We start from the raw sequence: 20,108 nt of genomic DNA, 5'->3' as shown, positions 1-20,108 counted from the left end.
GTCTTCCGCATCGAATCGTCTAAGTCAAAATTGATAAGATGAACGTTCAACGACTATCTCGTATAACTGACGAGAGTATATCACAAGCCTATGGTGATGGGAAAATCCTCTATCTCTAAAGAGATAAACATATAGTCTGCGCTCATGTGAAAACATGAGAAGTTCATAAGAGAACTGGCCAAGGAATTGCGCCCTTAGTTGAACGAGATAAATTTTATTGAATCTATCAAACTTCATTGAATACACTGAACGTATGTGCAATATTGGATTCAATGAGGTAAGAATAATAATGAAATTTTTACGAGTTAGTCAAGTATCGGAATTAACAGGTTTGTATCCTAGTAGTCTTAGGAGAATGCTGGTGGAACACGCTACTATTCAGAAGAACAAATCTTTCATTATCTGAAAGGTGAGTGCCGAATAATCGCACAGTAAAGGAGTAAAATTCTGATGATATTGGCGAAGAAAGTCAGACTGATTCCAACGCCTGAACAAGAAAAAGTGCTTAGAAACCATGCTGGTGCTGCAAGATTCGCTTATAACTATTGTAAAAAAATGAGTGATAGATACTATAAGTTATTTGGAAAATCTGTTTCACAGTTAGCTTTACAGAAACGATTTACAAAGATCAAGAAGCGAAAGCGATATGAGTGGTTAAATGACATCAACGCACAAGTTCCCAAACAGGCTTCAAAAGATTTTGATAAGGCGAGGAAAAATTCGTTCGAAAAGTACAAAAATGGTTATCACACTTCTTATAAATCTAAAAAAGATTTAATTCAAGGATTTTATGCCAATTATGAAAGACTGATTATAGGAAAGAAAGTAGTTCATATTCAGTCTATTGGAGAAGTGAAAGCAAGCCAACAACTACCAAGAAACAAAAAACTATCCAATCCAAGAGTTACATTTGATGGTCGTCACTGGTGGATTAGTGTAGGGTTCCAAGAAGACTTTGAATCACAAGAACTAACCGATGAGTCGATTGGTGTGGATGTTGGTGTAAAAGAGCTTTTTGTAGCTTCTAATGGTATGAAAGAACGAAATATAAACAAAGATGCCAAGGTTAAAAAACTTTTGAAAAGGAAAAAGTCAGCACAGAGAGATATGTCTAGGAGATTTAAAAAAGGTGTAAAAATTCAATCTGCCGGATATGAAAAAGCTAAAACTGAGCACCTGCGGTTATCTAGGAAAATTACGAATATCCGAAATAACCATATCCATCAAGCAACAGCTAAATTGGTGAAAACCAAACCAATGAGAATTGTTGTGGAAGACTTACCTATCTCAAACCTGTTAAAAAACAAAAAACTATCGAAAGCATTTTCATTTCAAAAATTAAACTTCTTTTTTCAATGTTTGTCATACAAGTGCGAGAAGTATGGCATTGAGTATGTAAAAGCTGATAAATGGTTCGCCTCAAGCAAGATTTGTTCATGTTGCGGAGTAAAATACGACCATTCAGTTCAACCAGAAGGACAGTGGAGTTTAAAAATACGTGAGTGGCGTTGTGTTGGGTGCAATAGCCATCACGATAGGGATGTAAATGCGTCGATAAATTTATCAAGATGGGTAAAATAAATGCTTGATAATAGGAGGTAACGATACTGCCTCGTGTGGAGTGTTATACCCCTCGTCCCTTCGGGGGTGCGAGAACACGATGAAGCACTAACTTGTATAAATTTGATTGAATTGTATAGATTTAGTTAAGTTTATCGTATCGGTATTATGGTGTGCTCGTTTGTTTACTATTATCAGTTATTTCGGGGCAACTTCTTAAAAGTGAATGGGTACCAGTAATATTATGTATAGGAGTATTGATTTTTGCTCCTATGTATCGCTGGGATGAATGGAAAGCATATAGTCGAAAAAAGAAAATTGTTTTCAGCATCGAGTTTGTCATTATAATTAGTACGATTCCGTTTTTGTTATTGAAAGGAAATGAGATAATAGATGGAATTGTAATGTTTCAAGGGTGGTTATTTATTGCGAAATTGCTATATTTAATATGCATTTTAATATCGGTAGCGGTAGTCGCTAAAAAAGTAAACGAAAAGTTATTCGTTAATGAATAAAAGAAAATGCCACCTTATTCGGTGGCATTTTCTTACTTTACTGAATGAGCTTTTTGCATCTTTTTAACTAAACGAATTTGTCCGCGATGGTTGATCTCATCTTCAAATACGTGAAACCACTTAAAGTAGTTATGAAAAAACTCCTGTTAAAAAGTTCATGATTTTTAACAGGGAATGACAATTAGTTCCCGATTTGCCTTTGTAATAACCTCATAGCCCTCTTTTGTGATGACAATATCATCTTCAATTCTACACCCGCCCCAGTTTGGTATATAAATACCTGGTTCAACTGTAACAACCATACCTTCTTCTAAAGTAGCCTTACTTTCTTGGGATAGACGGAGAGGTTCATGAATTTCTAACCCAAGCCCATGACCAGTAGAGTGGCCGAAATATTGACCGTATCCATGTTCTGTAATGTAATCTCTCGTTATATCATCGATACTTTTCGCAGTTTCTCCAGGTTTAATGGCTGCAGTTCCACGCTTTAATGCTTCTAATACAACATTATATATTTCTTTGAATTCTTCCGATGGTTCGCCAATCGCTACAGTACGTGTTAAATCGGAACAATACCCGTTATAAAGTGCACCGAAATCTAATGTAACGATATCGCCGTGCTCGATTATTTTATTCGATGCAACGCCATGAGGAAGTGAAGAGCGAACGCCAGAAGCTACAATAATTTGAAATGATGAGGATGTAGCCCCTTTCTTTCGCATGAAAAATTCTAATTCATCTCGGACATCAGTCTCACTTATTCCTGGCTTTAGAAACGTAAGGATGTGGTGAAATGATTCGTCAGCAATATTAGCCGCAATTTTCATTGTTTCTATTTCAGGTGTGTCTTTAATAATGCGAATATCTTCGATGATTTCGCACACTTGCACCATTTCCGCATGTATGTATTTTTGTAAGTTTTTATATTGTTGTAATGTCATGTTATTTTCTTCAATTCCAAGTTTTTGAATGTTTAATTTCGATACTTGATTTGCGATTTCTTTTTCTAGATTTCCTTTATGCATAATAATTTTAGCTTCTTTTATTTGTGATTTCGCTTGATCTACATAGCGGAAATCAGTTATAAAAACAGCTTTATCCGCAGAGATTAAGACGACGCCAGCGCTACCTGTAAAGCCTGTTGCATATTGGCGATTTTCTTTTTTGGTAATAAGTAATCCGTCAATTTCATATTTTTGTAGTTGATTTTGGATTTTATTAATTCTTAAAGTCATGTTAATTTCCCCCTTTTCACAGTATTGAATAAAGCAAATAGCGTGCCAAAAGTTAACTTTAGAGAAAGGATAGTGGGGAATATATATAAGGGAAGGTAAAGTTCTGTCCGCTATTTGTGGGAAGGACTATTTGAAAACTACGGATTGCTTCAAAATATTAGTGAGCAAATGAAAAGAACATCGAATCGATTTTTTTACACACTGTAAAAAAATTTATACAAATACGAGAAAATAATGTCAAATTTTTTTGGAATATCGAAGTTAGGAAAGAAAAGGATAAGCGATGTTTAGAGTGTATATTTGAAAATAACATTACATTTATTATTTATTTTAATATAAAAATTAATATATAAATAAAAAATTATTGATACAATAGGTAATTGTTGGGTTTCTCTCGAAGATAGGGATACGTAACGAATAAATAGGATTAAGGAATGTGAGTATATGAAAAAATTAAGTAAAGTAATGTCATTTTGCTTGGTAGTTAGTATGTTTGTTCTAGCAGGTTGTGAAAAAAGTGAAAACAAAGTTCAAGTAAATGAAAAGATTGAACAGCTTGATGAAGCACCAGAAGTGACAGGAAAAGAAGCGAAAAAGATTGTACGAAAGAGCGTAGATAGGATAGCAAACGCTTTTAGTGAGATGGAAAAAGAAAATGGATGGAGCCGAAATAATCCTGGAGATATGGAGACAGCGAAAAAAGGAGTTAAGGGATTAGTTACAGATAAGTTTGTAGAAAATCAGCTTCCTAAGTCGCTTGACACATTTAATAGGTCTAGAGAGACGGATATGTTGCCATTCCCAATTCATATTGAGCCAGACGTGAGAATAACTTGTTCACAGAAAAATGATGTTTTAAAGATTGAGACGCTTATCCTTGCAAATGATATGGGGAATGAAGCGGAGACGTGGGAATTTGTTTTAGTTTATACCGATGGAAAATGGTTAATGGATAAATGGTCATCAAATACGCCAGTAGATTTAAAGTTAACTAAAGAAGAAGCTAACGAAATTCTTAGAGTTCAAGGTTTCAAGAATGTCTCTTTCGTTAGAGAAGAGAATAGTGGAAATAAGAAATATATTTTTAAAGAAAGTAACGGAGTAGTTGCTGTGGATGCCCAAACATCTGTTATTACTCACAATGTAGATGATGAAGAGCAAGAAAAGGTAACGAAACAAGATTTTATTCAAGAGCAAGAAACAGCTAAGGGAAATGATTCCAGTACGTATACTAGTTCAAAAGAAGAGAAGCAGCCAAAAAAAGAATCTTCTTCAGTATTAGGTAAAACTAAGGCTCTAAATGAGTTAGTTGCTCTAGAAAACGAAGAAAAACATACAAATGTTATGTCAACAAATGACATAGTAAATGAAATAGAAGGAAATTATCAACTATGGGATAATAAACTAAATGAAATTTACAGTACATTAAAAAATACGATGTCAGCTGATGCATTTCAGTCATTAAAAACAAAACAGATTGCATGGGTTAAAGAAAAAGAAAGTAAAGTTACAGCGATTGGTACAGATCCAAATAATGGAACGATGAGACGTATAGAGGCTTCGGAAGAGAAATATAAGATGACAAAAGAAAGATGTTACGAATTAGTTAATGGATATATGAACTAAATTAAAGAATGCGTTGCTAGCAAGCAACGCATTTTTTAATTTACGCTTTTAATTTCATTACTGTATCAGCATCTGGTGTTACATATAATGTTTGTTGATTGTCATATGTAACAAATCCAAGTTTTGCACCGCTCGGTTTTTTGACATGGCGTACCTTTGTGAAATCTACAGGAACAGAACTAGAATCTTTTGCTTTACTGTAATAAGCAGCGATTTTAGCGGCCTCTTGTAAAGTCTCTTCCGTAGGTTCAAGAGAACGAATGACAACGTGGGACCCAGGTATGTCTTTCGTATGTAACCAAATTTCATCACGACGGGAGAATTTCGTTGTTAAATAATCATTTTGCTTATTGTTTTTACCGACGAAAATTTCTGTGCCATCACTAGCTAAATATTTGTCCAATACTGGTTTTGTCGGTTTTTTCTTTGTGTTTTTCTTCTTACGATTACGTACATAACCTTCTTCGGTCAGTTCTTCACGAATCTCTTCAATATCTTTTGAAGAAGCAACCTCCATTTGTTGAAGTAAGCTATCGAAATAAAGGATTTCTTCATTTGTTTTTACGATTTGTTCTTCTACAATAGCAACTGAATTTTTCGCTTTTTGGTACTTTTGGAAATAGCGTTGTGCATTTTCAGATGGTGTTTTTAAAGGATTTAATGTGATTTTTACAGTCCCACCATTTTCGTCGTAATAGTTAACGACTTCTATCTCTTTATCACCTTTTTTCAAAGCGTACATATTGGCTGTAAGTAGCTCTCCAAATAGTTGATATTTATCTGCTTTTCCGGCATCTTGTAATGTTTTTTCTAGTTTAATTAGCTTCTTTTCGTTTTTTGTTTTTTCATTTTGCATAAAGCGTTCTAAATCGTGAGCTTGTTGTTTTACACGATCGCGCTCTGCTTTACCAAAGAAGAAACGATCTAATAATTCACTAACAGATGAAAATGTTTTTTCGTTTCCTTGTAAGTGAGAAAGAGGGAATAGGTAAAAGAACTCTTTTCCATTTGCTGTTATCATTGCTGGCACGTACTGATGTGTTAGCAATGGTTTTTGCAAGCTGAAGAAAGCTTCAGATAATGCTTTTTCATTTGCCATACCTGCTTTTTTTACAACTTCTTTTGCAAATAATGGGGAAATTCCCATGAATGCTCCGACAAGTTGTTTGTCCATGTTGCCAGATAAAAAGTCTAGCGGTTTAATAAAATCATCTTCTGTTTCGATAAGAAGCGGATTAACTTTATGTTGTGCCGGTGGGGCAACATATTCAGCTCCAGCATATACAGTACGATGTCGGTTTACCGCTAAAGAAACGTGTTTTAAGCTATCTAAAATAACATTTGTTTTCGTATCTACTAAGATAATATTACTGTGTCGTCCCATTATTTCGATTACTAATGTTTTTACTGATTCGTCACCGATTTCATTGCGACTGCGGACTGTAATTTGAATAATACGTTCTAAGTCAATTTGTTCAATTTTTTCAATAAATCCACCTTCTAAATGTTTGCGAAGAAGCATACAAAACATCGGCGGTAGCGCTGGTGAATTGTAGTTTTGATTTGTTAAGTGCATACGCGCATATGTAGGGTGAGATGAAAGAATTAGTTTTTGGTTTTTTCCGTTTGCTCGAATATGTAATAAAACTTCATATTTTGAGGGTTGATATATTTTTGAAATTCTTCCTGTTTGAAGAGAATTTGCAATTTCATGTGTAATTGCTCTTGTAAATAATCCATCGAATGCCATGAATGAACACTCCTTTCTAACTAAAAGTTAATTATAGCATTTTTTTGGACGAGGCTGAATAAGCTTTCATTAGAGTATGTCTGGAATCAGGAGGTCGATGGCAGGATGAACTGGTATGAAATGCGAGCACATGAAGTGGAGGAAAGAACGAATACGAATGTGGAGGTAGGTCTTACAGAGCAAGAAGCAGAGGGCCGATTAAAGAAATTTGGTACAAATGAATTGCAAGAAGCAAAGCGGCCTTCTGCGCTTATGGTGTTTTTAGCGCAATTTAAAGATTTTATGGTACTTGTTTTATTTGGTGCTACAATTATTTCAGCTTTTTTAGGAGAGTATATTGATTCGATTGCAATTGTTGCAATTGTTATTATTAATGGTGTCCTCGGTTTCTTCCAAGAGAGGAAAGCTGAAAAATCGTTGGAAGCTTTAAAAGAATTGGCAGCTCCTCAAGTTACTGTACTAAGAAATGGGAAGTGGATAAAAGCGCCGTCAAAAGCGCTTGTACTAGGTGATATTATTAAATTTTCTAGTGGTGACCGTATTGGCGCGGATGTTCGCCTTGTGGAATCTTCAAGTTTATATATTGAAGAATCGGCTCTTACAGGAGAGTCATTGCCTGTACAAAAGAAGGTAGATGCGTTACAAGGTCAAGATGTTTCAATTGGTGATCAAAAAAACATGGCATTTATGGGGACGATGATAACGAGAGGTGCTGGAACAGGGGTAGTCGTAGCAACTGGAATGAATACAGCTATGGGGCAAATTGCAAATATGTTGCAAAATGCTGAGCAAATGGAAACGCCATTACAAAGAAGATTAGAACAGCTTGGAAAAATTTTAATTATTGTTGCTCTTATTTTGACGGCTCTTGTTGTACTAGCTGGTGTATATCAAGGGAATGAAGTGTATCACATGTTTTTGGCTGGGGTTTCGCTTGCTGTTGCAGCTATTCCAGAAGGATTGCCAGCTATCGTTACGGTTGCGCTATCACTTGGTGTACAGCGTATGATTAAAAAGAGGGCAATTGTGCGAAAGTTGCCAGCTGTAGAAACGTTAGGCTGTGCTTCTGTTATTTGCTCAGATAAAACAGGAACAATGACACAAAATAAAATGATGGTAACACATATGTGGTCAGGCGGAGAATTGTGGAAAGTAACAGGTCAAGGCTATGAGCCAACAGGTTCGTTTATGAAAGGTGAAGAAGTAATTGACCCTACTAAGACGAAATCACTGTATCAACTACTTACATTTGGCTGTTTATGTAATAATGCGAATGTTATTCAAAAGAAAAAGACGTATGTGTTAGATGGAGATCCAACAGAGGGAGCTCTCGTTGCTGCTGCAATGAAGGCGGGAATATCACGTGAAGCTCTTAAAGGAAAGTTTGAAGTCATTCGTGAATTTCCTTTTGATTCAACTAGAAAAATGATGAGCGTTATCGTTCGTGATTGTGAGGGTAAAAAATTTGTTATTACAAAAGGAGCACCAGATGTTCTTTTGCAAATGAGTCAAACAATTTTGTGGGGAAATAAGCAGCAGCCTTTAAGTGAAATGTATCGAAAAGAAGTGCAGGCAGCGATTCATAGTTTAGGAAGTCAAGCTTTACGAACGATTGCGGTGGCATTTAAACCGCTAAAAGCTACAGATTCAATTGAACATGAAAGAGAAGTCGAGCAGGATTTTATGCTTGTTGGAATACAAGGAATGATAGATCCGCCAAGACTAGAAGTGGCGCAAGCGGTGAAAGAGTGTAAAGAAGCTGGTATTAGAACGGTAATGATTACGGGAGATCATAAAGTGACGGCAATGGCAATTGCGGAACAGCTAGGGGTTTTACCGGCGGGTGGACGCGTTGTTGAAGGTGTAGAACTTGCGAATATGGATGTAGAGGCATTAGAAGATATTGTAGAAGATACGTATGTATTCGCTCGTGTGTCTCCTGAGCATAAATTGAAAATCGTTAAGGCGCTGCAAAATAAGGGACATATAGTAGCTATGACAGGTGATGGAGTGAACGATGCTCCAGCTATTAAAACAGCTGATATAGGGATTGCGATGGGAATTACAGGGACAGATGTTGCAAAAGAAGCTTCGTCACTCGTGTTGTTAGATGATAACTTTGCTACGATTAAATCGGCGATTAAAGAAGGTAGAAACATATATGAAAATATTCGGAAGTTTATTCGGTATTTGTTAGCATCTAACGTTGGTGAAATTTTAGTTATGTTATTTGCGATGTTACTTGCACTGCCATTGCCGATGGTTCCAATTCAAATTTTATGGGTGAACTTAGTTACTGACGGTTTACCAGCGATGGCATTAGGTTTGGATAAGGCTGAAGGAGATGTGATGAAGAGAACACCACGCCATCCGAAAGAAGGGGTGTTCGCTAGAGGGCTTGCGTGGAAAATTATAAGTCGTGGTTTTCTAATCGGAGCAGTGACATTAGTAGCGTTTATTATTGCATTTAACCAGCATCCGAATGAATTGAAGTATGCACAAACGGTAGCCTTCGCAACATTAGTACTGGCTCAGCTTATTCATGTATTTGATTGTCGTAGTGAACATTCTATATTTCACCGCAACCCGTTTGGAAATATATATTTAGTAGGGGCGGTTATTATTTCTTTACTGTTAATGCTTGTAGTTATATATTATCCACCATTACAGCCGATTTTTAGCACAATGCCGATACAAGCACGAGATTGGTTGTTAATTGGAGGATTATCATCTATTCCGACCTTCTTATTAGTAGGATCCTTATTAACAAGAAAAAAGGGGAAAAAGAAAAAGCCGCTGTTATATAAGAAGGGATTAAACTTGAAATAGTCAATGATATGAAAATATGATATAATTTACAGAAGGTAGTAGAGCCTTGTCTCTATTGCCTTTTTCATTGAGTTATTTCATGGCTTGGATGTGATAAAGATGATTTGTAGTATGACAGGATTTGGAAGATCGAAGGTAGAAAACGATACTTTTCAAATAACAGTAGAAATGAAGTCGGTGAACCATCGTTTTTTAGAAATGAGTATTCGGCTTCCGAAGCAAATGATGGCGTTTGAAGACAAGATTCGTAAAATAATTGCAAAGCAAGTTCGCCGTGGACGTATTGAAGTGTCTATTAGTATAACAGGTGAAGGGCTTGTTGAAAGAAAATTAACTGTGAATTGGGAACTTCTCAAGCAGTACCAATCCATTATGGAAGATATAAAAGGGAAATTTCAATTACAAGATTCTATTACACTCGGGCAACTAATGGGAATGCCAGAAGTAACGGCAGTTGAAGAAATAGAAAATGTAAATGAACAATTTGAAACCGGTTTATATGAGGCTGTTCGCCAAGCTGCTCATATGTTGAAAACGATGAGAGATGGTGAAGGAGAACGATTACATAAAGATATAGCATATCGTTTGCAAGAGATTCATAATTGTGTAAATGCAATTATTCCACATGCACCAATTGTTACACAAAAATATCGTGAACGATTAGAAAATCGCTTAAAAGAATTACATAATCAAGATTTAGATGAACAACGATTGTTGACAGAAGTAGCAATATTTGCAGAACGTTCAGATATTCACGAAGAATTAGTTCGATTACAAAGTCATTTAGATCAATTTCGTGAAGCATTGCAAATTACAGAGCCTGTTGGAAGGAAAATGGACTTCATCGTGCAAGAGATGCATAGGGAAGTTAATACGATAGGTTCTAAGGCAAATGACTTAACAATTTCAAAATATGTCGTAGAAATGAAAAATAACCTTGAAAAAATTCGTGAACAAGTACAAAATATTGAGTAGCTTTCAAAAAATATATAAAGTTATACGTGGTGGAGAAATCGGATAGACTTACTAGGAGGCGCAAACTATGGCCATGCGGTTTTTAAATATTGGATACGGAAATATTGTATCTGCTCATCGAATTATTGCTATTGTAAGTCCGGAGTCAGCTCCTATTAAACGGACAGTACAGGAAGCGCGTGAACATAATGCTTTGCTTGATGCTACGTATGGGAGAAAAACAAGGGCGGTTATTGTTATGGATGATGGGCATGTAGTATTAAGTCCAATTCAGCCAGAGACGATTGCACATCGTTTGAATAATAAAGAAGATTTAAGTGAGGAAGGGTAGGTTTTACATATTTATGAGAAGTAGAAGAGGATTGCTCATCGTTCTTTCGGGACCTTCTGGTGTCGGGAAAGGAACGGTTCGAAAAGAGCTGTTTAGCCATGAAGACACACGTTTTCAGTACTCTATTTCAGTAACGACACGTAAACCGCGTGAAGGTGAAGTAGATGGTGTGGATTATTTCTTTAAAGAGAGAGAAGAATTTGAAGAAATGATTCGTAATGAAAAGTTACTTGAATGGGCTGAGTTCGTTGGTAATTATTACGGAACACCGATTGATTATGTTGAAAAAACGTTACAAGAAGGAAAAGATGTGTTCTTAGAAATTGAAGTGCAAGGAGCAATTCAAGTTAAGAAAGCCTTCCCAGCAGGTGTATTTATTTTCTTAGCACCTCCAAGTTTATCTGAACTAAAGAACCGAATTGTCGGCCGTGGTACAGAAACTGAAGATGTTATTGAAAATCGTTTAACTGTAGCGAAAGAAGAAATCGAAATGATGGACGCTTATGACTATGTTGTAGAAAACGATCAAGTTGAATTAGCTTGTGACCGAATTAAAGCAATTGTGGTTGGTGAACATTGCCGCCGCGAAAGAGTGGCAAAATACTATAAAGAAATGACGGAGGGTCTATAATTATGTTAAATCCATCAATTGACTCATTATTAACAAAAATCGATTCTAAATATACACTTGTAACAGTAGCTGCAAAGCGTGCACGTGAAATGCAAATTGCTGATAATTGTGTTATTGAAAAGCCTGTTTCTTATAAATGTGTAGGTAAAGCATTAGAAGAAATCGATTTAGAAGTATTAAAATATGTACCAAGCGATGACACAATAATTGATTAAGACATTCTTTTCGACAAATTAAAACATAGACTTTATAATTTTCTATGTAACGGTAACAACCTATTTACAAGTAGGTTGTTATTTTTTTACGATAGGGATGAAAAGGAATCGAAAAAGACGGAACGAATACTGGTACTGACGAGCTGGAAATTCTATTTCAGTAGAATAAGTTTGAAAAAGAAAGAGGACGAGTCATATGCTAAAAGGGAAAAAGATACTTCTATGTGTAACAGGAGGCATTGCAGTTTTTAAAGCGGCTGCGTTAACAAGTAAATTGACACAAGCTGGCGCTCTTGTAAAAGTAATGATGAGTGAGTCGGCAATGAAGTTTGTTACGCCTCTTACATTTCAAGCACTTTCTCGCCATGATGTATATACGGATACGTTTGATGAGAGAGACTCCGCTGTTATTGCTCATATTGATTTAGCGGATTGGCCAGATGTTGTACTTATTGCACCTGCTACAGCTAATTGCATTGGAAAGTTAGCTGGTGGTATTGCTGATGATATGATTACAACTACTTTGTTAGCTACTACAGCTCCAGTGTGGATTGCACCTGCTATGAATGTGCATATGTATGAAAATAAAATTGTTCAAAAAAACATGATGACGTTAAAAACATTAGGATATACATTTATTGAGCCTGGGGAAGGTTTTTTAGCATGTGGTTATGTAGCAAAAGGAAGACTGGAAGAACCTGAAGCAATTATTGGACGATTAGAAGAGGCTTTCTCAGAACAACAACCATTGCAAGGAAAACGAATATTAATAACAGCTGGACCGACACGTGAAAAGATTGATCCGGTTCGTTTTATGACGAATTTTTCTTCTGGAAAGATGGGGTATGCGATCGCAGAAGTTGCAGCAGGCTTAGGTGCTGATGTCATACTTGTGTCAGGACCGACAGCATTAGAGTCACCATTACATGTCACAACAATACAAGTAGAATCTGCACAAGATATGTTAGAGGCAGTCCTTCAGCATTATCAGAGTGTGGATGTTGTCATCAAAACAGCAGCCGTTGCAGATTACCGTCCGAAATATGTTCATGATAATAAAATGAAAAAGAAAAATGGCGATGCTGTAATTGAATTAGAAAGAACAGTGGATATTTTAAAAACGTTAGGTGAGAAGAAGGACCGACAGTTACTTATCGGTTTTGCAGCTGAAACGACAAACATAGAGGAATACGCAACGAGAAAATTACGTGAGAAAAATGCAAATATGATTGTTGCGAATGACGTGAAAGCGCAAGGAGCTGGGTTTGGTACGGATACAAATATTGTGACAATGTATAGAAAAGATGGAGAAATCATTGAGCTGCCACTTTTAACGAAGAAAGAAGTGGCTCGTGAAATATTAAAGCAAATAGAAATGATGTTAGAAGATGATTATGTATGAAGTTTGCAAGTGTAATTGTTGATGTACCTGCACGTCAAACAGATCGACCGTTTGATTATATTATCCCTAAAAAATGGGAAGATATCGTGCAAACAGGAATGCGTGTAGTAGTCCCATTCGGTCCGAGGAAATTGCAAGGTTTTATTATTGGCATAAAGGATTCGGTTGAACTAGAAAGTAAAAAGTTAAAAGCGTTGTATGAAATATTAGATGTCACTCCGGTTTTAAATGATGAATTATTAAAACTTGGGTATTGGCTTACAAGTGAAACGTTATGTTATATGATTTCAGCTTTTCAGGTGATGCTTCCGACGGCGATTAAAGCAACATATAAAAAGCGTCTGCAACTTCGTAACCGAGAAGAAGTAGCACCAGAAATTCTTTCTTTATTTCAAGGGAAGGAAACGATAGATTGGGAAGTTATCGAAGCACAGCCGCACCTATATCGCACTATTCAACAAGAAATTAAAAATGGTACGACTGAAGTGGTTTATCAAGTAAAGGATAAAGTGCAGAAGAAGAAACAAAGAGTAGTTCAACCGGAGTTGCCGGCAGATAAATTGGAATTAGCAGCATTTGAACTGAAAACTAAAAAACAACAAGATGTACTCTATTATTTTGTAGAAAACTACAAAAGTGTACCGTTAAAAAATTTAACAGAAGAATTACAAATAACAGATGCTCCAATAAAAGCACTTGTTAAAAAGGGTCTAATCTCAGAAAAGTATGTAGAGGTATACCGGAGTCCGTATGACGATGATGATTTTGAACAAACGAAACCATTTCCGCTTACTGAGGAACAAAAACAAGTAATTACACCGATTTTATCATCAATTACAAATGAAACTTACAATCCATTTTTACTATATGGTGTTACAGGAAGTGGTAAGACTGAAGTGTATTTACAATCTATAGCAGCGGTGCTCGAGAAAGGAAAAGAAGCAATTGTGCTTGTTCCTGAAATTGCGCTAACGCCCCAGATGGTAGATCGCTTTAAAGGTAGGTTCGGTTCGCAAGTTGCAGTTCTTCACAGTGCGCTTTCTGTTGGCGAGAAATATGATGAATGGCGAAAGATATTAAGAAAAGAAGTGAAAGTTGTAGTTGGTGCGCGTTCAGCTATTTTTGCTCCATTCGAAAATTTAGGAATCATTATTATTGATGAAGAGCATGAATCAAGTTATAAGCAAGAGGATAACCCAAAGTATCATGCAAGAGATGTAGCAGTGTGGAGAGGACAATACCATAAGTGTCCAATCGTTCTCGGAAGTGCAACGCCGACACTTGAATCGTTTGCTAGAGCGAAAAAAGGTGTCTATGGGTTGCTTACAATGGAAAAACGTATGAACAAACAAGCTTTGCCGACTGTAGAAATTGTTGATATGCGTGAAGAGCTTCGTGATGGAAATCGTTCAATGTTTTCAAAGGCACTGCATGAAAAAATAGCAGATCGATTAGAAAAGAAAGAACAAATGGTTCTCTTTTTAAATAGAAGGGGGCATTCTACGTTTGTGATGTGCCGTGATTGTGGGTATGTCGTACAATGTCCGCATTGTGATATTTCGTTGACATATCACAAAATGAACCATCGTTTAAAGTGTCATTATTGTAGTCATGAGGAAAATATGCCAACGGAGTGTCCTGCTTGTAATAGTACGTATATTCGTTTCTTTGGTACAGGGACGCAAAAGGTTGAAGAAGAAATCACAAAACTATTCCCTGAGGCGCGGGTCATTCGAATGGATGTGGATACAACAAGCCGTAAAGGAATGCATGAAAAATTATTAAAGGCGTTTGGTGAAGAGAAAGCAGATATATTACTTGGAACACAAATGATTGCAAAAGGGCTTGATTTTCCGAAGGTGACGCTTGTTGGCGTTTTAACGGCGGATACGATGCTTCATCTACCTGATTTTCGGGCGAGTGAAAAGACGTATCAGCTATTGACACAAGTGAGTGGACGTGCAGGAAGACATGAATTGCCAGGTGAAGTTGTAATTCAAACGTATACGCCGGAACATTACAGTGTAGAATTAGCAAAGAATCAACAATATGATGTATTTTATGAGCACGAAATGCAAATGAGGCAAATGAGACAATATCCGCCATATTACTACGTTGTACTTGTAACTGTATCTCATCCGGAGTTATTAAAGGCAGTCCAAGTGACGGAAAAAATTGTCGGTCATTTACGAACGCATTGTTCAAGGCAAACAATGGTGTTAGGGCCGGTTGCTTCAGCAATTCCAAGGATAAAAGATAGATATCGTTACCAATGCATGATAAAATACAAACGGGAACCAAACTTAAAGAACGTGCTCAAAATGGTAAATGAACATTATCAAGCAGAAATGCAAAAAGAGCTACAAATCTCAATTGATTTTAATCCAACAATGTTAATGTAGCGGAGGGAAATATGGCAGTTTTAGAAATTGTAAAGCATCCAAATGAAGTGTTAGAAACACCATGCGAAAGAGTAATTAACTTTGATAAAAAGTTAGTGAAATTGTTAAAAGATATGCATGAAACAATGTTAATTGCAGACGGAGTTGGTCTAGCTGCGCCACAAGTGGGGGTAAGCTTACAAGTTGCTGTTGTTGATATAGGTGATGATACGGGTAAAATTGAATTAATTAATCCTGTTATTTTAGAAAAACGTGGTGAACAAGTAGGTCCCGAAGGCTGCTTAAGCTTTCCGGGACTTTATGGTGAAGTGGAGCGTGCCGATTACATTAAAGTACGTGCACAAAATCGTCGCGGTAAAATATTTTTATTAGAAGCGGATGACTTCTTAGCGCGTGCAATTCAGCATGAAATCGATCATTTACACGGTGTTTTATTTACATCTAAAGTGAAAAGGTATTATGAAGCAGGCGAATTAGAATAGGTTTAAAAGGAGCGGTTTTTGAATGATGAAAGTAGTATTTATGGGGACACCGGACTTTTCTGTGCCGGTGCTTCGTCGTCTTATCGAGGACGGATATGACGTAGTTGGTGTTGTAACGCAACCTGATCGTCCAGTTGGTAGAAAAAAGGTTTTAACACCTACTCCTGTTAAAGTAGAAGCGGAGAAACATGGTATTCCAGTAGTACAGCCGTTAAAAATTCGTGAAAAAGACGAATATGAAAAAGTATTAGCACTAGAGCCAGACTTAATTGTAACAGCAGCATTTGGACAAATCGTACCGAATGAAATTTTAGAAGCGCCAAAGTATGGATGTATTAATGTCCACGCATCATTACTTCCAGAACTTCGCGGTGGTGCACCAATTCATTATGCGATCATGGAAGGTAAAGAGAAAACAGGTATTACAATTATGTATATGGTAGAAAAATTAGATGCGGGCGATATATTAACGCAAGTAGAAGTAGAAATTGAAGAGCGTGAAACAACAGGTTCATTATTTGATAAGTTAAGCGAAGCAGGAGCACACCTTTTATCTAAAACGGTTCCTTTACTAATTCAGGGTAAACTAGAACCAATTAAACAAAGTGAAGCTGAAGTGACGTTTGCATATAATATAAAACGTGAGCAAGAGATAATTGATTGGACAAAAACAGGTGAAGAAGTATACAATCACATTCGCGGATTGAATCCATGGCCAGTTGCTTATACGACTTTGGCAGGACAAGTTATTAAAGTATGGTGGGGAGAGAAGGTCTCTATTACAGAGAAAGCTGAACCAGGTACAATAGTAGCTCTTGAAGAAGATGGATTTGTTGTTGCAACAGGGAACGAGACAGGCGTTAAAATCACTGAATTGCAACCATCTGGTAAAAAGCGTATGAGTTGTTCACAATTTTTACGTGGAACAAAACCTGAAATTGGTACGAAGTTAGGAGAAAATGCATGAGACAAAATGTTCGTGAGTTAGCTCTGGATGGCTTAATTCAAGTAGAAAAAAGTGGTGCATATAGCAACTTACTTTTAAATAATTTGATTGAAAAAAATACAATTGACAGAAAAGATATTGGTTTATTAACTGAAATGGTATATGGAACAATTCAACGTAGTGACACACTAGATTATTATTTACAACCATTTTTAAGAAAAAAGGTTGAAGCGTGGGTAAGAGTGTTGCTTCGCCTATCTCTATATCAAATGCTATATTTAGACCGAGTTCCAGAAAGAGCGGCTATTCATGAAGCAGTTGAGATTGCAAAGCGTCGTGGGCATAAAGGGATTTCAGGCATGGTAAACGGAGTATTGCGTTCAATTCAGCGAGAAGGTGTACCTTCGTTAGAAGAAATCGAAAATCCAGTAGAACGTCTTGCGATTGCAACGAGTCATCCAATGTGGCTTGTACAAGAATGGGCATCCGAATATGGTTTAGAGACAGCAGAGAAAATGTGTGAAGTAAATATGTTGCCACCTGTACCAACAGCACGTGTAAATGTTGATAAAGTAACGGTAGAAGAAGCGGTTGCGTTATTAGCTGATGAGGGTATAGAAGCAAAACGTGGCGAGTTGTCAGAGGATGCAATTCAAATTGAAAGAGGAAATGTCGCACATACAGAAGCGTTCAAAAAAGGTTTCCTTTCTATTCAAGATGAAAGCTCAATGCTTGTAGCACGTGCTTTAGAACCGAATAAAGGAGATACAGTTCTAGATAGTTGTGCTGCTCCTGGCGGAAAAACAACTCATATTGCAGAGCGTTTGGACGGAACTGGTAAGGTAATGTCGCTTGATTTACACGCACATAAAGTACGTTTAATTGAACAACAGGCGAAGAGACTTGGTTTAGAAAATGTAGAAACGATGGCTTTAGATGCTAGAAAAGTTCAAGAGCATTTTGCAAATGAATCTTTTGACAAAATATTAGTAGATGCACCATGTTCTGGATTTGGTGTTATTAGACGTAAACCTGATATTAAGTTAGGTAAAGATAAGGGCGATAGTGAAAGGTTATCAACGATTCAACTTGCGATACTAGAAAAAATAGCACCATTGTTAAAACAAGGTGGTCGCCTTGTTTATAGTACGTGCACAATTGAAAAAATAGAAAATGAACAAGTGATAAAGCAATTTTTACAAGAGCATCCTGAATTTGAATGGGATACTACGATAAAAGATCGCATGCCAGAAAAGTTAAATCCGTATATTGATGAAGGTCAAGTACGAATTTTACCGCATTATTTTGCAACAGATGGCTTTTATATTGCTTGTTTAAGAAAGAAGGTGTAGCATCATGGAAACGACTGTAAAAAAACAAAAGAAAAATCTAGAAACAAAGAAACCATCAATTTATTCTTTACAACTTCATGAAATGCAAGATTGGTTAAAGGAACAAGGAGAACCTAAGTTCCGTGCAGGACAAATTTTTGATTGGCTATATAAAAAACGTGTAAAAAATTATGAGGATATGTCAAACCTTGCTAAAGGATTGCGCGATAAATTGTCGAATTCCTTTGATATTACTACTTTAAACACTTTAGTAAAACAAACGTCTTCGGATGGAACGATTAAATTCCTATTCCAGTTATACGATGGATACTCTATTGAAACTGTACTAATGCGACATGAATATGGAAATTCCATTTGTGTAACAACACAGGTGGGTTGCCGCATTGGCTGTACGTTCTGTGCTTCTACACTTGGTGGGTTAAAACGAAACTTAGAGGCTGGAGAAATTGTAGCGCAAGTAGTAGAAGTTCAGCGTGCGCTTGATGAAACAGAAGAACGTGTAAGTTCTCTTGTTGTTATGGGAATTGGAGAACCATTTGATAATTATGATAACTTAATGTCATTCTTACGCATTGTAAATCATGAAAAAGGAATTCATATTGGTGCAAGACATATGACAGTTTCAACAAGTGGAATTGTTCCAAAAATTTATAAGTTCGCTGAAGAAGATATGCAAATTAATTTTGCGATTTCATTGCATGCTGCAAATACAGAGATACGTTCAAAATTAATGCCGATCAACCGTGCTTATAAGCTACCTGATTTAATGGAAGCTGTTAAATACTATGTAAATAGAACAGGGCGTCGTATTACATTTGAATATGGCTTATTTGGAGGAGAAAATGACCAAGTTGAGCACGCTGAAGAACTTGCTGCGCTCTTAAAAGGTGTAAAATGTCATGTAAACTTAATTCCGGTAAACTACGTGCCAGAACGTGATTATGTACGTACGCCACGAGAGCAAATTTTCTTATTTGAAAAGACGCTAAAAGATCGTGGAGTGAATGTAACCATTCGCCGTGAACAAGGTCATGATATTGATGCAGCCTGCGGTCAGTTGCGTGCAAAGGAGCGCAAAGAAGAGACGAGGTGACTAGATGAAAGCCGTGTTTCTATCGGATAAAGGAAAAGTTCGTCAACATAATGAAGATAGTGCAGGAGTTTTTCGCAATTTAGATGGAAATATTTTAGCGGTAGTAGCAGATGGAATGGGAGGTCATCGAGCTGGCGATGTAGCTAGCTCGATGGCTATTCAATTATTCCATGATTATTGGAAGCAAACGCATAATATGAATGAGCCTAAAAAGGTAGAAAAGTGGTTACATACTAACGTTGGAATTATTAATGAGCGCATATATGCTTACTCTCAGCAGCATGCAGAATGTAATGGCATGGGAACAACACTTATAATAGCCATTTGTACATCGAATTTTGTGACGATAGGTCATATAGGAGATAGTCGTTGTTATATGGTATCAGAGGGGGAAATGACGCTTGTAACGGAAGATCATTCGCTTGTAAATGAACTTGTAAGACATGGCGAAATTTCAAAGGAAGATGCAGAATATCACCCGAAAAAGAATGTTTTGTTAAGAGCATTAGGAAATGAAGAAACAGTTGGATTAGATGTTAAAACATTGGTGCTTGAAGAAGATGATCAATTACTTCTTTGCTCGGATGGATTGTCTAACAAAGTTTCTATTGCTGATATGCAACAAATTTTACAATTGAATGAACAGCTCGAGGCGAAGGGAGAGCATCTCATTCAATTAGCAAATGATCGTGGTGGAGAAGATAATATTACCCTCGTTATTATTGATTATACGGATTCGACAAACGAAAGTAGGTGAAGTGCAA

The 20,108-nt window shown here is 36.6% G+C and carries 17 protein-coding genes; 15 read left to right on the top strand and 2 right to left on the bottom strand.

Going from position 1 to position 20,108, the window contains the following annotated elements; all coding sequences use genetic code 11:
- Nucleotides 1–450 precede the first annotated feature (450 nt).
- Nucleotides 451–1,581 (top strand): RNA-guided endonuclease InsQ/TnpB family protein, encoded by a 1,131-nt coding sequence (locus JFU23_RS07280; protein ID WP_201031684.1) that lies wholly within the window; start codon nucleotides 451–453, stop codon nucleotides 1,579–1,581.
- A 152-nt stretch (nucleotides 1,582–1,733) separates the two neighbouring features.
- The gene (locus JFU23_RS07275) at nucleotides 1,734–2,075 is read left to right on the top strand and encodes a YoqO family protein (RefSeq protein ID WP_201031683.1); all 342 of its coding nucleotides are present in this window, start codon (nucleotides 1,734–1,736) and stop codon (nucleotides 2,073–2,075) included.
- 164 nt (nucleotides 2,076–2,239) lie between these two features.
- Here the strand turns inward: JFU23_RS07275 and JFU23_RS07270 are convergent, their stop codons facing one another.
- Nucleotides 2,240–3,310 (bottom strand): M24 family metallopeptidase, encoded by a 1,071-nt coding sequence (locus JFU23_RS07270; RefSeq protein ID WP_201031682.1) that lies wholly within the window; start codon nucleotides 3,308–3,310, stop codon nucleotides 2,240–2,242.
- 444 nt (nucleotides 3,311–3,754) lie between these two features.
- Between JFU23_RS07270 and JFU23_RS07265 the strand changes: the two genes are divergently transcribed.
- A complete protein-coding gene (locus tag JFU23_RS07265) occupies nucleotides 3,755–4,936 on the top strand; it encodes a lysozyme inhibitor LprI family protein (protein ID WP_078206262.1) in 1,182 nt (393 codons plus the stop codon).
- 40 nt (nucleotides 4,937–4,976) lie between these two features.
- On the opposite strand, the gene JFU23_RS07260 is transcribed toward JFU23_RS07265, so the two are convergent.
- Nucleotides 4,977–6,686 carry an Rqc2 family fibronectin-binding protein gene (locus JFU23_RS07260; RefSeq protein WP_002014489.1) on the bottom strand — a complete coding sequence of 570 codons (1,710 nt, stop codon included), beginning with the start codon at nucleotides 6,684–6,686 and terminating at the stop codon, nucleotides 4,977–4,979.
- Nucleotides 6,687–6,791: 105 nt separating this feature from the next.
- Here JFU23_RS07260 and JFU23_RS07255 point away from each other — a divergent pair, with 105 nt between their 5' ends.
- The 12 genes from JFU23_RS07255 (at nucleotide 6,792) to JFU23_RS07200 (ending at nucleotide 20,101) form a co-directional block, all read left to right on the top strand.
- Complete coding sequence (locus JFU23_RS07255; RefSeq protein WP_201031681.1) at nucleotides 6,792–9,515, top strand: calcium-translocating P-type ATPase, SERCA-type; 2,724 nt, start codon at nucleotides 6,792–6,794, stop codon at nucleotides 9,513–9,515.
- Between the two features lie 99 nt (nucleotides 9,516–9,614).
- Nucleotides 9,615–10,490, top strand: a complete 876-nt coding sequence (locus JFU23_RS07250) for a YicC/YloC family endoribonuclease (protein WP_002088227.1) — start codon at nucleotides 9,615–9,617, stop codon at nucleotides 10,488–10,490.
- Nucleotides 10,491–10,557: 67 nt separating this feature from the next.
- Nucleotides 10,558–10,821, top strand: a complete 264-nt coding sequence (remA, locus tag JFU23_RS07245; protein ID WP_001251456.1) for an extracellular matrix/biofilm regulator RemA — start codon at nucleotides 10,558–10,560, stop codon at nucleotides 10,819–10,821.
- Nucleotides 10,822–10,834: 13 nt separating this feature from the next.
- Nucleotides 10,835–11,452: a guanylate kinase gene (gene gmk / locus JFU23_RS07240; protein ID WP_002014492.1), complete on the top strand. Its 618-nt coding sequence runs from the start codon at nucleotides 10,835–10,837 to the stop codon at nucleotides 11,450–11,452.
- 2 nt (nucleotides 11,453–11,454) lie between these two features.
- On the top strand, nucleotides 11,455–11,667 hold the full coding sequence (gene rpoZ / locus JFU23_RS07235) for a DNA-directed RNA polymerase subunit omega (RefSeq protein ID WP_002014493.1): 213 nt from the start codon (nucleotides 11,455–11,457) through the stop codon (nucleotides 11,665–11,667).
- Between the two features lie 196 nt (nucleotides 11,668–11,863).
- Nucleotides 11,864–13,069 (top strand): bifunctional phosphopantothenoylcysteine decarboxylase/phosphopantothenate--cysteine ligase CoaBC, encoded by a 1,206-nt coding sequence (gene coaBC / locus JFU23_RS07230; RefSeq protein WP_201031680.1) that lies wholly within the window; start codon nucleotides 11,864–11,866, stop codon nucleotides 13,067–13,069.
- Nucleotides 13,066–15,471, top strand: coding sequence for a primosomal protein N' (gene priA, locus JFU23_RS07225; RefSeq protein ID WP_201031679.1), 2,406 nt, complete (start codon nucleotides 13,066–13,068; stop codon nucleotides 15,469–15,471). Before coaBC ends, priA begins: the two co-directional genes overlap by 4 nt.
- 11 nt (nucleotides 15,472–15,482) lie before the next feature.
- Entirely contained in the window at nucleotides 15,483–15,953 is a 471-nt protein-coding gene (def, locus tag JFU23_RS07220; RefSeq protein ID WP_002014496.1) for a peptide deformylase, read from the top strand.
- Nucleotides 15,954–15,975: 22 nt separating this feature from the next.
- Nucleotides 15,976–16,920 carry a methionyl-tRNA formyltransferase gene (gene fmt, locus JFU23_RS07215; protein ID WP_002014498.1) on the top strand — a complete coding sequence of 315 codons (945 nt, stop codon included), beginning with the start codon at nucleotides 15,976–15,978 and terminating at the stop codon, nucleotides 16,918–16,920.
- The gene (gene rsmB, locus JFU23_RS07210) at nucleotides 16,917–18,251 is read left to right on the top strand and encodes a 16S rRNA (cytosine(967)-C(5))-methyltransferase RsmB (RefSeq protein ID WP_201031678.1); all 1,335 of its coding nucleotides are present in this window, start codon (nucleotides 16,917–16,919) and stop codon (nucleotides 18,249–18,251) included. Before fmt ends, rsmB begins: the two co-directional genes overlap by 4 nt.
- 4 nt (nucleotides 18,252–18,255) lie before the next feature.
- Complete coding sequence (gene rlmN / locus JFU23_RS07205) at nucleotides 18,256–19,344, top strand: dual-specificity RNA methyltransferase RlmN (RefSeq protein WP_002014500.1); 1,089 nt, start codon at nucleotides 18,256–18,258, stop codon at nucleotides 19,342–19,344.
- A 4-nt stretch (nucleotides 19,345–19,348) separates the two neighbouring features.
- Nucleotides 19,349–20,101, top strand: coding sequence for a Stp1/IreP family PP2C-type Ser/Thr phosphatase (locus JFU23_RS07200; protein WP_201031677.1), 753 nt, complete (start codon nucleotides 19,349–19,351; stop codon nucleotides 20,099–20,101).
- Nucleotides 20,102–20,108: the final 7 nt, after the last annotated feature.

Source organism: Bacillus sp. TH50, assembly GCF_016650565.1.
Classification (GTDB): domain Bacteria; phylum Bacillota; class Bacilli; order Bacillales; family Bacillaceae_G; genus Bacillus_A; species Bacillus_A mycoides.
Note: the sequence above shows the minus strand (reverse complement) of the source record. Positions and strands in the feature narration are given on the sequence as shown.

Excerpts from the sequence above, each read along its gene's own strand:
- JFU23_RS07280 (WP_201031684.1), top strand. The coding sequence starts at position 451 with ATGATATTGGCGAAGAAAGTCAGACTGATTCCAACGCCTGAACAAGAA.
- JFU23_RS07270 (WP_201031682.1), bottom strand. The coding sequence starts at position 3,310 with ATGACTTTAAGAATTAATAAAATCCAAAATCAACTACAAAAATATGAA.
- JFU23_RS07265 (WP_078206262.1), top strand. The coding sequence starts at position 3,755 with ATGAAAAAATTAAGTAAAGTAATGTCATTTTGCTTGGTAGTTAGTATG.
- JFU23_RS07260 (WP_002014489.1), bottom strand. The coding sequence starts at position 6,686 with ATGGCATTCGATGGATTATTTACAAGAGCAATTACACATGAAATTGCA.
- JFU23_RS07255 (WP_201031681.1), top strand. The coding sequence starts at position 6,792 with ATGAACTGGTATGAAATGCGAGCACATGAAGTGGAGGAAAGAACGAAT.
- JFU23_RS07250 (WP_002088227.1), top strand. The coding sequence starts at position 9,615 with ATGATTTGTAGTATGACAGGATTTGGAAGATCGAAGGTAGAAAACGAT.
- remA (WP_001251456.1), top strand. The coding sequence starts at position 10,558 with ATGGCCATGCGGTTTTTAAATATTGGATACGGAAATATTGTATCTGCT.
- gmk (WP_002014492.1), top strand. The coding sequence starts at position 10,835 with ATGAGAAGTAGAAGAGGATTGCTCATCGTTCTTTCGGGACCTTCTGGT.
- rpoZ (WP_002014493.1), top strand. The coding sequence starts at position 11,455 with ATGTTAAATCCATCAATTGACTCATTATTAACAAAAATCGATTCTAAA.
- coaBC (WP_201031680.1), top strand. The coding sequence starts at position 11,864 with ATGCTAAAAGGGAAAAAGATACTTCTATGTGTAACAGGAGGCATTGCA.
- priA (WP_201031679.1), top strand. The coding sequence starts at position 13,066 with ATGAAGTTTGCAAGTGTAATTGTTGATGTACCTGCACGTCAAACAGAT.
- def (WP_002014496.1), top strand. The coding sequence starts at position 15,483 with ATGGCAGTTTTAGAAATTGTAAAGCATCCAAATGAAGTGTTAGAAACA.
- fmt (WP_002014498.1), top strand. The coding sequence starts at position 15,976 with ATGATGAAAGTAGTATTTATGGGGACACCGGACTTTTCTGTGCCGGTG.
- rsmB (WP_201031678.1), top strand. The coding sequence starts at position 16,917 with ATGAGACAAAATGTTCGTGAGTTAGCTCTGGATGGCTTAATTCAAGTA.
- rlmN (WP_002014500.1), top strand. The coding sequence starts at position 18,256 with ATGGAAACGACTGTAAAAAAACAAAAGAAAAATCTAGAAACAAAGAAA.
- JFU23_RS07200 (WP_201031677.1), top strand. The coding sequence starts at position 19,349 with ATGAAAGCCGTGTTTCTATCGGATAAAGGAAAAGTTCGTCAACATAAT.